The sequence below is a fragment of the Marinibacterium profundimaris genome, from assembly GCF_002210095.1.
GTDB lineage: Bacteria > Pseudomonadota > Alphaproteobacteria > Rhodobacterales > Rhodobacteraceae > Marinibacterium > Marinibacterium profundimaris.
In genome coordinates this window covers 49,464-62,585 of record NZ_AQQR01000005.1, presented here as the reverse complement: position 1 = coordinate 62,585, position 13,122 = coordinate 49,464, and the positions used below count along the sequence as shown (strand labels likewise).

8 protein-coding genes are annotated in these 13,122 nt (G+C 62.1%); 5 read left to right on the top strand and 3 right to left on the bottom strand.

The features are described from left to right. Positions 1–49: 49 nt before the first annotated feature. The 3 genes from ATO3_RS14015 (at position 50) to ATO3_RS14005 (ending at position 3,443) form a co-directional block, all read left to right on the top strand. The gene (locus tag ATO3_RS14015) at positions 50–1,267 is read left to right on the top strand and encodes a glycosyltransferase family 2 protein (RefSeq protein WP_158217973.1); all 1,218 of its coding nucleotides are present in this window, start codon (positions 50–52) and stop codon (positions 1,265–1,267) included. Then, positions 1,261–2,298, top strand: coding sequence for a glycosyltransferase family 2 protein (locus ATO3_RS14010; protein WP_088650501.1), 1,038 nt, complete (start codon positions 1,261–1,263; stop codon positions 2,296–2,298). The genes ATO3_RS14015 and ATO3_RS14010 overlap by 7 nt, the downstream gene beginning before the upstream one ends. Positions 2,299–2,444: 146 nt before the next feature. Then, positions 2,445–3,443: a glycosyltransferase family protein gene (locus tag ATO3_RS14005; protein WP_143747274.1), complete on the top strand. Its 999-nt coding sequence runs from the start codon at positions 2,445–2,447 to the stop codon at positions 3,441–3,443. A gap of 155 nt (positions 3,444–3,598) precedes the next feature. Here ATO3_RS14005 and ATO3_RS14000 read toward each other — a convergent pair whose 3' ends face one another. Next, positions 3,599–4,753, bottom strand: a complete 1,155-nt coding sequence (locus tag ATO3_RS14000; RefSeq protein WP_143747273.1) for a Gfo/Idh/MocA family protein — start codon at positions 4,751–4,753, stop codon at positions 3,599–3,601. Positions 4,754–4,979: 226 nt separating this feature from the next. On the opposite strand from ATO3_RS14000, the gene ATO3_RS13995 reads away from it, so the two are divergent. Together ATO3_RS13995 and ATO3_RS13990 are read left to right on the top strand one after the other, a co-directional pair. Continuing rightward, positions 4,980–6,272 (top strand): O-antigen ligase family protein, encoded by a 1,293-nt coding sequence (locus ATO3_RS13995; RefSeq protein WP_088650498.1) that lies wholly within the window; start codon positions 4,980–4,982, stop codon positions 6,270–6,272. Positions 6,273–6,693: 421 nt separating this feature from the next. Further along, positions 6,694–8,904 carry a GumC family protein gene (locus ATO3_RS13990; protein ID WP_158217972.1) on the top strand — a complete coding sequence of 737 codons (2,211 nt, stop codon included), beginning with the start codon at positions 6,694–6,696 and terminating at the stop codon, positions 8,902–8,904. Positions 8,905–9,147: 243 nt separating this feature from the next. Here the strand turns inward: ATO3_RS13990 and ATO3_RS13985 are convergent, their stop codons facing one another. Together ATO3_RS13985 and ATO3_RS13980 are read right to left on the bottom strand one after the other, a co-directional pair. Next, positions 9,148–10,836 carry a PQQ-dependent sugar dehydrogenase gene (locus ATO3_RS13985; protein WP_143747272.1) on the bottom strand — a complete coding sequence of 563 codons (1,689 nt, stop codon included), beginning with the start codon at positions 10,834–10,836 and terminating at the stop codon, positions 9,148–9,150. Between the two features lie 839 nt (positions 10,837–11,675). Continuing rightward, positions 11,676–13,121 carry an amidohydrolase family protein gene (locus ATO3_RS13980; protein WP_088650495.1) on the bottom strand — a complete coding sequence of 482 codons (1,446 nt, stop codon included), beginning with the start codon at positions 13,119–13,121 and terminating at the stop codon, positions 11,676–11,678. Position 13,122 lies beyond the last annotated feature (1 nt).

Here is a 13,122-nt window from a genome sequence, read left to right as displayed (position 1 = left end):
AGTAACGCGATCAACGTTGATTGCACTTTATCGGCCGGGGATTGTACACTTGGCACGTCAGATCACCGCAATTGTACCGACTTTCAATCGCAGCACGCTGCTTATTGAGGCGCTCGACGCCCTCGACACCCAGACCCGCCCCCCTGCGCAGGTCATTGTCTGGGATGACGGTTCGACCGACGGCACCGCACAGGCGGTGGCCGAGGTGCAGGGGCGCAGCAGCCTGCCTATCCTCTACAAACGGGCCGAGAACGGCGGCAAGTCCCGGGCGCTGAACGCCGCGCTGGCATTGGCCGATCAGGATTACATCTGGATCTGCGATGACGATGACGCCGCCCTGCCGGACGCGGCGGAGCGTCTCGGCGCGGTACTTGACAGCGACACGGCCGATATAGCCGCGGGCAGACATCAGCGTTTCTCCGTCGCCCCCGAGGATGGCCGCCGCGAGATCACCGACACCGGCTACTGGCCCGATCCGATCGACGGCTCAATCCTGCGGCATACGCTCGAGGACATCTTTTTCTTCCAGAACGCGACCTTCGTGCGGCGCGGTTGCTACGACAGGGTTGGCCCTTTCGATACCGGACTCAAGCGGTCGATAGATTACGACATGACCGTACGCCTGCTGGCCCGCTTCCCGGCCGAGCTGGTGCCGGAAACCGTGTTCCTGCAGCGCAAGCACGATGGCCTGCGCGGGCCGGCTGACGCGCAGCACGCCGCCGCGCGCTCCGAGGATGTCTGGCGCAAGACCGACCGCGAGATCTTCGCGAAACTCCGCTCTGTCCTGCCTCTTTCGCTCTACGAGGCGATGTATGACAGCACCGATCCGACGCTGACGCGGCGCGCGGCATTGCTTCAGCGCGGCACGGTCTATGCGCGTCGCTGCGATTGGTCGGCCGCACTGGAGGATTTCGAGGCAGCCGCCGATGCTGCGCTCGACAGGCCCCTGACCGATGCCGAGCGCGGCATCGTAATCCGCGCCATGGCCGGCAAGCACGGCATCGAAGACGTGCTCGAGGCCGACTTTCGTGGCCGCATAGCCGCGCTTTCCACTCGAAACGCCGCAGGCCGAGAGATCGCCCGCCAACTGTCGCGCGGCATGCTCTGGCGCGTGCGCAACGCGCTCACCGAGAGGGATGCCGGCGCAGCAATGCGCCTGCTCCGCCACCTGATTGCACTGCCACCCGCCCTGTCCGGCCCGCCTGTGGCGGCCGGGGCAGACGTTAACGAGAGACGTAAACTCCCCCAGGAGGCTTATCAATGGTAACCAAGGCTATAGTCGCAACGCGTCCCGAAGACGTCGTTGTTCTGATCCCTACTCTGAACGAAGCGCAGCATATCGAAACCGTTCTGGGCGCGCTGCTGGACGATGATGCCTTTGCCCGGCGGACCAGGGTGATTGTCGCCGATGGCGGCAGCACCGACGCCACGCGCGACATCGTCGGCGCCCTGCAAAGACGCTATGCCAATGTATCGCTGATGCACAATCCGGGGCAGACCCAATCCCACGCCATGAACCTACTGCTGGGTCCCGATTTCGCAGACGCCAGGGTCATTGTCCGATGCGATGCGCATGCCGACTATCCGCGGGGCTTCCTGTCGAGGCTGGTTGCCACGCTCGACGCCCACCCCGACGCAGCCTCGATCGTGATTTCAATGGATGCGGTGGCCAAGGACGAATTCTTCCAAACCGGCTTGGCGCTGATCGCCGACAGCAAGCTTGGCGCGGGCGGCTCGCCGCATCGCGGTGGGGCAGTGTCGGGCTTTGTCGATCACGGACATCACGCGGCCTTCCGGGCCGAGGTTTTTCGCACCCTGGGCGGCTATGACACGACCTTCCGCGCCAATGAGGATGCGGAATACGACCGGAGACTGACCAACGCCGGTCACCTGATCTGGCTGCAATCGGACATCCGCATCGGCTATTACCCCCGCTCCAACGTGCAGCGTCTCTGGCGGCAGTATCATCATTATGGCATGGGCCGCGCGCGCACCTGTTTCAAGCATGGTGTCCGCCCCGCGGTTCGGCAGTTGATCCCGTTGTGCCACGCGGTTCTGCTGATCATGTCGCTGGCAATCCTTCCATTCACAAGCCTTGGCCTGGTCTGGCCGGCCTTCTATTTGGGCGTCGTGGCGACGGCGGCGGTCTCGGTCGCCTGGGCCAACCGCTGCTGGTGCGGTCTGGTGGCCTTTCCGGCGCTGATCTGCATGCACACCGCCTGGGGGCTTGGCTTTCTCAGCGCCGTGCCGATTGGCCTGCGTATGCGATCGACAGAACAGGCCGCAACGCCGGCATGAACCGAGCGGAAGGCCTGGTCGCGTATTTCGGCCACAATTGCAACGATGCCGCCGTGCGACGTCGCGCGGTCGCTTGCCGGAGGGCCGGGTTTCAAGTGCTGGGCTTCATGCACCACCGGGGCCCGCCCGGGGATGTGCCCTTCGAGATGGTGAACCTGGGCGAAACCGCCGACAACGCCTATCGCAAGCGGGTGCAGGCGATATTCGAAGGCGCGCGACTGGCCTGCGACCATGCCGAGGCGCTGCACGCGGCCGATGTGATCCTGGCCCGCAACCTCGACATGCTGGCCACTGCCGTTCGGGTGAAGACGCAACTGGGGCTTTCCGCGCCGCTGGTGTTCGAATGTCTCGACATCCACAAGCAGTTGACCGGCGGCGGCTGGAAGGCCGTCGTGCTGGAAGCCCTCGAAGCCCGGTTACTGAAGAAGACCGCACTGGTCGCGGTCTCGTCTCCCCGCTTCGAATCCGAACATTTTCGTCAACGCCACCCCGGCCGCTATCGGCATGTCCTGATCGAGAACCGGCTTATCGAGGGCGACGCCTTTGGTGACCGGCCTACGGCACCGAGGCCGGCGGTCCTGGGACGGCTGCGGATCGGCTGGTTTGGCAACCTGCGCTGCCGGCGTTCGCTGGATCTGCTGAAATCCGTGGCCACCGCCTATCCCGATCAGGTGGAGATCGTGCTTCGCGGCTATCCGGCGCTGAGTGAGATCCCCGATCTGGACGGAGAAATCGCGCCCCACCCCAACATCACCTATTACGGCCGCTACCGGGCGCCGGACGACTTGGAAAGCATCTATGCCGGAGTGGATCTGATCTGGGCTGGCGACTGGTACGAGACCGGGGCGAATTCGGTCTGGTTGCTGCCGAACCGGATCTACGAAGGCGGCTATTTCACGACGCCCGCGCTCGCGCCGGCCGGCACCGAAACGGCGAACTGGCTGGACCGGCACGGTGCGGGGCTCATCATCCCCGACCCGGTGGCCACCGAATTGCCAAAAGTCGTGGGTGCGTTGCTGGAAGATCCCGCACCGTTACTCGCCTGCCAGGAGCGGCTGCTTGCACTGCCGCGCGACACCTTTGTCGAGCCGCCTGAGCTGATGCATCACGTGGTCGATGCCGCGCGGGCCTGTCAGGGCAGCTGAGCGCCAACGCCCGAAGGCCGAACTGGTAATTGAGGCGCACGACCCAATTCGACGAAGACAGCAATGCGCTCCGCCATCGGCATTATCGTATTGAAGCAAACGCCGGCTCGTCACGCCCGCGGCGCCGCGCAGGGGCGACGGACAAAGCGGACAAATCACGACATTGGGATGATCGCCTGCGACCGGCTTCTGGGCTCGTAGGGCGTGCCGTAGACCTCGGGGTACTGGATGGCCAGCGACACCTCGGTGATATGGAGCGAGAAATCCCCGGCCAGCCGCGGCGCCTGGCCGACCTTGATTGCCTGAGCCATTTCGGCGGGACCGAGGGCGAAATCCATCGGATGGCCGCGTTTCGAATAGATGACTTTGCGCGTGGGCGTCTTGTTCAGGTTGCGCCCTGCTTCCCAGCCCAGCCGTTTCTCCAGCTGCCGCGCGAGCCGCGAAGTGGCCAGTGGCACTGATTTTACAGGCGTGCCAAAATCCCAGATCTCCTTGGCAAAAAAGTGGCCTTCGTCGCAAAAGACCCGGAAATGATGATCATGGGGCGCGATGATTGAATTGGTCAGGCGCCCCACCACGCCGCTCTCGAACTTCAGCAGTGCACAGCTGAAATCCGGGGTCACGTAATTGTCCGGCGTATGGGGTCCTTTCTGGGGGATCAGCAGCGCGGCCACGCTGGTGACCTCGGTGACCGAGCCGAACATCGCCACCATCCAGGTTAGCGCGTAGCCCGCATGTTCCAGCGTGCATCCCACCGAAAATTCGTCTTTCGCGGGCCAATAGGCGCCCGTCACGCTTTGCCAGGTCTCGTAGCCAATGCGATGGACCATGCCGTCGTCGATCTCGGCGTAGACCAGACGCGGCGCGCCGAGCTGCCCGCTGCGCACACCCTCCCAGAGCCTCTGCGCCGCATCGCCCAGCACACTCGACGGCGCCGAGACAACCTGCAGCCCGCGCTCGGCCGCCAGCGCGACGAGCTCTTCGGCCTGGTCGAGCTCCATCGCCAGGGGCTTTTCAGAATAGACATGCTTTCCCGCCTCCAGGGCCGCTTTCGAAATGGCGTAATGCTGCGAGGGGTTTGTCAGGTTGACGACAATCTCGACCGCGGGATTCGCCAGCAAATCCTCAAACGAGGTGAATGCGTGCAGATCGTAGGTGCGAGTAAAATGTTCCAGCCGCGCCGCGTCGATATCCCAGACACCGAGATGCTCCAGCACGTCGGTCCAATTGGGCAGCGTCTCCATGTAAAGATCGGAGACAAACCCGCAGCCGACAAAGGCGATGCCTGTCCGCCTGGGCGTATCATTCATGCCCCTGCCTCCGAAATCGGCTGAGGACGCGACGGCAGGGCACGCCGGGCCGAAGAAAACGCGGTTTTTGTTGAAGCTAAAAAAGAACAAATGGCAAAAAGCATCAGGGGCTGAATCCTCATTCAACAACGGCCGTCATCGTATTGGAAAGTATCTTGGATATCTTTGAATGCGCCAAGCTTAAAGCGCGCTGCGTCCAGCCTGCGCATCATGAAAGCGCAATCCGATGACCCTTGCGAACATGAACGGTGCATCTGCCGACCGCGGAACCGTTCGCATTTCCGCGACAACGCGGGACCACGTGCTGGTAACGGGTTGGCTTGTCGTCTCTTTCAAGCAGTTTCCCGGCGACGAACTACTGCTTTATCCTATGGCGCTCTATTTTGGCTGGATTTTTCTCCGCGATTTCGAGGCCTTGTTTCCGATTCTGATGCGCAACTGGTTCCTGTTCGCCTTTCCGGTCTGGTGCGGGCTGACGGTTCTGTGGGGGCCCGACAAGGCGGCGATCATCAAGGCCACGGCCCAACTGTTTCTGACCGTGCTGATATGTTACGTCGCGGCGCTGCGGCTTGATCGCAGACAAATCCTGCAATCGCTGCTGCTGGCTGCTGGGATCTACGGGCTGGCGAGCCTGCTGCTGCCATCAACCGGCGGTGTCGCCGCACGCGGCGTCTTTGCCAGCAAGAATTCGATGGGCCTGGCCATGGTCCTCCTCTGGGCCGTATCGCTCTGCGTGCTGTTTGATCCGCTACAACCGAAATGGATGAGGATCGCCTCTGCCGGGCTCGCCGCTGTTGCGATCAAGCTGGTGTTCCAGGCGCAGTCCGCCACCGCTGTCCTGCTCGCTTTCGGGGTGGCTGCGCTGATGGTTTTCGGCCTGCTGGTGCGGGGACGCGGGTTGTTTCACCCAATGGTACTTGTGGTGTTTTTCGGTTTCATGGCAACGACATCCTTGGCGCTCGCAACCATCCTCGCGGTGCATGACGTGGATCTCGTCAGCCTGGTGCTTGAAAAATTCGGCAAGGATGCGACCCTGACAGGACGCACGGTGCTCTGGGGCTACGCGTTTGAGCAGATCCGCGAACACCCCCTTCTGGGCGTCGGCGAAGGCGGGTTCTGGAGGCCGCAAGACTGGACCTCGTTGTCGCGGCGCATCTACATCGATTTCCACAAGGGCTTCCATTCGACCTTCACATTTCACAATTCCTACCTGCAGACTGCGGTGCACCAGGGTTTGATCGGCTTGGCGATCGGCATCACCGGGTTTTTATGGGCGGTCTGCAAGGTCATCGCGGCGACGGTACGAAATCCGACGATGCCCTGTATCTTCTTCGTTCTGATTGCCGCGGTTATCCTGGCCCGCAACAATACCGAGCCCGGATTGCTGCGACCGTTTTCAAACTTCACGATGCTGCTCTACATGGGAGCACTGATTGCGGTGCGCGACACGCTTCAGCCCCGGTTCGGCTCACGCTATCCGGCCCAGGCTTTCACCCCGCCCCCTTTGCGACAGCCCTGAAGATTACCTGTTTTTTGAGCACTGCGGTTTTTCCTGCGGCGCCCGGTGGGGAAAGGGAACATGATAATAGGCCCAAAACAACAAGCGATTCGAGAAATACGGCGGACGCTGGAATAGCCAGATTGCGATCAAAAAACATGCGGATATCAGTCTTTGGGGGTCAATCCCGCCGCCCTTAGGCCGCAAGCGATGCCAACATAAACACAAGCCATGGCAATCCCTTCCCGGTGGCGGGCTCAGCTTGACTCTTGTGCGCCTCTAACGACGATAATCAGCAGTATTTCGCCCAGTTTCTTGTTTTTCCGGATACCAACGCGTCATGTCCATCAGCCCTTCCGAAACAAGGCCAAAGATCGCATTCAACCGAGAAGACACCAGCAGCCTGTCACACCCACAAGATTTCCTGGCCGATCTCGCAAACTTGCCGCGTCCCCGCGAAGAGGCGGCGCATTTCCGACCCCGCGACCTGATGCGGGCTCTGCGCGCGAAGGCCTGGATCATTGTGACCTGCACCGTTGTCGCCGTCGCTGCGACGATTGTCATGCTGGCCGGGGCGACGCCACGATATGCCGCCTACTCGCAGATGCTGCTGGGGGAACAGGGTCTAAGCTCGCGCAATACCTTTGACCTGGTCGAGTCCCAGTCGCTGTCGAACACGGTTATCGAGGGCGAGCTTGCGGTGCTGCAATCGAACGCTCTGCTGGTCCGTGTGGCGCGCCGGCTCGAACTGGACACTGTGCCCGAGTTCAACCCCGACCTGCTGCCCCCCGAAGAGCCGAGCGCATTGAAGTCGACCGTGCAGGGCATCGTGTCGGGCACCACCAACGGGATCAAATCGATCCTGGGCATGGCAGAGGAACCGGTCGAAGCAGCTGACGAGGTTGATGATGCCGAGCCCTCGGCCATCGACCAGGCCGCCGTCACCGGAAGCGACGAACTGGGCGCCATGGAATCCGTAGTCGGCAAACTGCGCAACAGTATCTCCGTCCGCCAGCTCGGCAGTTCCTACGTGGTACAGGTCTCCGCCTCGTCCAGTGATCCGAGGGTTGCTGCGGCCATCGTGAACACGCTGATGGACGAGTATATCAGCTTCCTTTCGGACAAGCGGTTCCAGGCCGCGCGGCGCTTCTCCACCTGGCTGGAAACGCGGGTCGAGGGGCTGGCCGAACAGCTCGAAGCCTCGGAACGGGACGTATTCGAGTTCCGGGCCACAATGGATGCTGAGGCCGACAGCCGCGAGCGACTGGACCAGCAATTGAGAGAGCTGACTTCACGACTGGTGGCGCAACGCTCGGAGCTGGCCGAAGTCACCGCCACGCTGGAAAAGATGCGCAATGCCATGGACAGCAGCGGGCCGATGACCGCCGCCAACCTGATCAGTTCGGACGAGGCTTTCGAATATCGCGCCGAGCTGGGCGAACTCAACCGCCGCAAAGCGGCCGCGATCAGCAATTTCGGCGAAGACTCCCCGCAGGTGTTGTCGATTGAACGGTCCATCAACAGCGTTGAAGAGGGTCTTTCGCTGGAAGTGGAACGTGAAATCGCGCGGCTTGAGAACAGCACTGCGGTGCTGGGCGTGGTCGTGTCTTCGCTCGAAGCGAGCATGCGCGAGCTGTCCACCACGATCCTGGGGCTCACCGGGGAGGAGATCGAGCTTAACCAGCTACAGCGGATCGTCGACGCCAACCAGCGGGTCTATCAGGAATTCCTGGGGCGCTTCCGCGAAGCCAATGAAATTCAAAACCTGCAGACCCCGGATGCCGACGTCATCTCCTACGCCGGCGTGCCAAACAGCCCTGTCTACCCGCGAAAGAAACTCAGCGTAATCCTTGCCGGTGTCGGTGGCATGTTTGCCGGGATCATGCTGATCCTTATGATGGAAATGGCACCCAAGAAGATCTCGACCGCCGAGCAGCTGTCACGCCGCACGGGCGTCAGCGTTTATGGTCGGATCCCGCGCCTCGCGTCGCGGTCGTCCCGCCCGAGCAACGTGCTCAGCGCGATGCGGACACGCCCCGACGGGCCGCTGGCGCATGCGGCGCTTCGGCTGGCCAGCAACGCCGACATGCGTTCGGGGGGGACGGCAAGATCCATCGTGCTCAGCTCGATCGAGGCCTGTTCGGACAAGTCGCTGGCCGCGCTCATGCTTGGCTGGGCGAAGGCGCACAGGGGCTATCGCTGTGTCGTGGTGGATGCAGACATCCGCCGTGCCGAACTGACGACGCTGCTGGGCGACGATTATCCGATGCCCGAAGGTAGCCTGGCGCAGGTTCTCTATGGTGAATGCCACATGAATGACGCGGTGATCGAACTGAAGGATCTCGGCTTCTACTTCATGCCGACCATCCCGATGGGCAGCGACCCGGCGGTGGTGTTCGACACGGCAAAGTTCCAGACGATCATGGATTCGCTGCTCGATCTCTTTGACGTGGTGATCCTGGATGCACCGGCTGCGGTTGATCTGTCGGATGCCTTTCTGCCGACCGAGCAGCTGGACATCGGGCTGTTCATCGTCCCGGCCGGCCAGTCGACCGCTGACGACCTGGAAATGCCTTTGCGGATATCCCGCTCGGCCGGTGTCCGGAACCATGGTCTGGTGCTGTCGCGGGACCGGACGCTGACGGCATCCTGATGCCCCCCTGCGGGAAGACGGCCTCTTACAACAAAGGGCCGAGCGGGGCATGCGTCATGCGCACTCTCCCAGGCGGTCCCGCTTGGTCAGGCTCAGGCGGTGCGACACGGCCCCTTCCGTGCTGTGCCGCCTCCGTAACTCTGCTGCAACGTCCCCCTAGAGGCCCATGGCAGGTCAACCACGGGCTGGCGGCCGGTCCCTCCGCCGGAGATGGCCCTAGCCACGCCTTGGGTTAGATCACGATCACATCCGGCAGAATGAGCTCGCCAGCAAGTCAGCTACGCCCTCGTCTTCCATGACCCAACTCATCGTGGTGCCGGGCGCCACGGCCTCGGTATCCAGAAGGAAAGACTTCAGGCTCTCCTGCCCCCAAATGCCACCCACTGAGGATAGCGCGCCGGAATAACCGTCGAAAGAGCTCGACCCGGGCTCGCGCCCGCAGACCTGATAAAGCGACGGTCCCGCGCCGTGTTCGCCTTCCAGCATGCCATGGCATTGCAGGCAGGCGTTGAACGTGTCCTCTGCTGCCTCATGCAATTCCGCGGTCGGAGCAAGTTCTGCCAGCTGCATCTGGAATTCGGCGTTGGGATCGGGCGCGCTGTCCCGAGAGAGATAGACGATGCGGCGATCGTCCGACCACAGCACGATCTTCCTCGGATCGCTCAGGTAGGCCATGTCCCGGATCCGGATACCCAGCGGGATCGCTTCGACATACATTCCCCTGCCGTCCTCGATGTGCACCCGGTGCACCGCGCCGCTCAGCGCCCCCACCAGGACATCGCCGTTCCAGGTGTAATGGAAATCGTCGATCGCCAGAGCCGACGACGGCGCGATCGAAGGGACGAAGGCAACCACCGGCTTGTCAAAGCCCTCGTGGTTCTTGTGGGTCTCCTGATTGCCCGCTGGCTCACGGTTGTACTTGGTCCCGTAGGACACCACTGGAAAGCCGAAATTCGCACCCTCGAAGACGAGGTTGAGCTCGTCCCCGCCTCGCATCCCGTGATCCGTCACCCAGATCCGCCCTTCTGCATCGACAGACACGCCCTGCGGGTTGCGCAGCCCCCGCGCCAGGTGCCGATGCTCGCCGGTCAGGAAATCGACCTCCATCAGCTTTCCATAATCGGTCGCCTCGTTCTGAGCCAGCGCCGCCTCCTTGAAGTCCAGCCCGGTCACCCGGTCGTCACGTTCATAGGAGCCCGAGCTCCAGGCCACCGTCGTCTCTCCAAGGCGGTCCAGCCGGCCGCCCGCCTCGAGCCCGAAGATCCCCTTGCCGCTGGTGAAGGGTGGCAGACAAGGTTCTGTGCGCAGTATGACGTCCCAGTCGTCCGGATCGCCGGTCCAGGTGGCCGGGTCACTGCCGGAAAGCGCAATACGGGCCAGGGCGGATCGGAAACACAATTCCTCCGGATTCCATTCCGTGTACGAGGCGAGAAGGTATTCCTGACCGTCATGAACCACCGGAAGAATATCGTTGTATCGAAACCAGTTGAAATCGACCTCGATATTGCCCAGCAGACCTTCGTCAAGCTGCTCCCGCAGCTGATCGGCCTTATTGTCCGGCGATTGCAGCGCCAATTCAGAAATATCCGGCCCTGTAACGGAAAACAGCTTGCCCAGTCGGTCCGTCACCAGCACCGTGTTGCCGTTAATCGCCGCGATGCCACCCGCGAAGTCCGTGGCGGAGAGCGGCAGAAAGACGGTTTCCTTTTTCATGATCAGTCTGTTGGAGATGACTGTCTCACTGTTGTCAGATCTGTTTCCGCGGTAGGAATTGTACATGCCATTGAGCTTGTACGCTATCTGAGACGGAAAGCTGAACCGGTTCTGCAAGGCGGTGTTCAGAGAATAGCCGGCCCATATGCCGCCGGCAATTAGTAGCATGACAATAAAGAGGAAGGCGGCAGTAAAGCCCAGAATACGCAAAACACGCAAATCAATACTCTCCGCTCAGGCAGATCGGCGGCCAGTGACGCTCGCGCGATCCGAACCAGACATGAAACGACAGGATTTACCGAAAGCAGTCATTCCAAGCGGTAGATAAAGAAGATCCGTGAGTCGAGTCGCCAGGCCAATCACGACCACCCCGTCCAGCCTTGTGACGTAAGAGTGACCGCAAATGGTGCAGAGTTCGGCACGGCTGCAGGTTACTCCTCATCCTTTTGAATAGGATCAGGCATGAATTGGCTTCAGAAGGCATTGATTTGGTCCTGACAGCGTGATTCACAGTCGGAAACAGGACCGAAAACGGGCACTGAAATCATTACGGGAAATGCTGAAACGGCCAAGCTATGTCTCTGATGCCATCGTGACGGACCGGCTTCGGTCCTGCGGCGCCGCCCTGCACGGTCGCCAGGATCAGCCGCACCGCGGAGACAGGCGGGGCTTAAGCGATCAACGACCCGCCGCAGGTCTGCCGCGCGCCGTTGATCTTCACGGACACTTCGTCCAGATGCCACCTCCAGTGGCTTGACCGCATGCCGTCGATCCGCCGCTTCCGGATCTCGGACACGAACACCGGACCAAAGCGATGGAACCAGAACCGCGCCGTCTGGTGGCTGGCATCGCCGCCCCGCTCGTGAAGCAGAGTCTCGACGTCTCACAGAGATGCCGAAGACGGATTGCCATCACAACCGCCCAACAGATGATCCCCGGGCCGGACTTGAAGTCCCTGAACGGCTCACGTTTCTTCACCCGGCGGCGCTATCCGGGCCCCCTTCCCTGCCGCAAGCAAGGTTGCCCAGACAGAGCCCGCCGGTTTCCCTGACAGGGTCCTACTGCGCGTTCATCCGAAGCGACCCCCAGAACTCCTCCGGGACCGACAGCAGGTCGGCAAGCCCTCCGCGCTCAATCATCAGGTCGGTCTCGCGTTGTGCCGCATCCAGGATCTTGTCCTGGTCCACGCGCGTCACCTCGCCTCCATGCATCAGGATCTGTCCGTCGCAGATCACCGTGTCCACGTCGTTGCCGTTCGCGAAATTGACCACGTGGCTGACGTGCATGTTGGCCGGGTAAAGATGCGGGCGGCGCATGTCGATCAGGATCATGTCGGCCTTTTTGCCGACCTCGAGAGAGCCGATGTCATCCGCCATCCCCAGCGCCTTCGCACCGTCGATCGTGCACATTTCAAGCACCTTACCGGGCGGGAACCAGGACGGATCGCGGAAGTGGCGGCGATGGTAGTGCATCAGCTGCTGCATGTGCCGGAACATGTCGCCCGACCGGTCCGGCGCGGTCGCGTCCGACCCCAGCCCGACGGTGACACCTGCCGCCATCAATTCGGGCGCGGGGCATCGGCCAAAGACCGAAGCGATGGCCGAAGGGTTATGCGCGATCTTGGTATCGGTCTCGGCACAAATCGCGATTTCCGCATCGGTGAGGTCCGTCGAATGCGACAACAGCGCCTCGGGGCCGAGAATCCCCATCTCGTGCGCGTAGGCGACGGATCCGTTGCGGTGCCCGTCCTGAGTAAAGACGATCCCGTAGTCCCGAGCCCGGGCCGAAACCACCTGCGCCTGGCGCCGCGCCTCGGCAAGATTCTCCTCGCCCAGCGTATCGACATGTTCCGAGCGCAGCGTCGGGGTCAGCAGGGCAAAGTTGATCCTCCGCCCCTCGCTGCCATGCCGACGCTTGATCAGGTCGTCCGAGGTTGCGAGCTGACGATCGAAATCCACCGGGTACTCGGTCGCCGTGTCACCATCCCAGCGTGCATAGGTCAGCGGATGTGGCGGGCGGGTCGTCCCCACGGCCACGACCGAACGTGTGCCGACCTCGACCACGCCATCGCAATGGGCGTCTCCGTAATCGGGATCATCGGTGCGCATTATGGAATCGCCACCGCCCAGCAAGGACACCCCTGTCGTGACCCCGAACCGGACCCGCTCCAGGGCCGCCAACTGCGCTTCGGCGAACCAGAAGTCCGGCGTCGAGGCGATCGTATAGGCGATCCGGCACGCGTCGAACCACTTCGGGCTGTCGCCCGAAGCCAGTGTCTTGATCAACCCGTGTCCGGCGTGGGCATGGACATCGACCAGTCCGGGCAACACGACCTTGCCAGTCCCGTCGATGGTCGTCATCCCGGCATACTTTGCCTCCAGATCGGCCGAAGGCCCGATGTCGGCGATCCGGTCATCCTTGATGACGATGGCAAAATCGAACAGCACGCGCCTTTCGGGATCGACCGTAACGACAATGGTGTTTGTGATGATCAGGTCAGCCAAG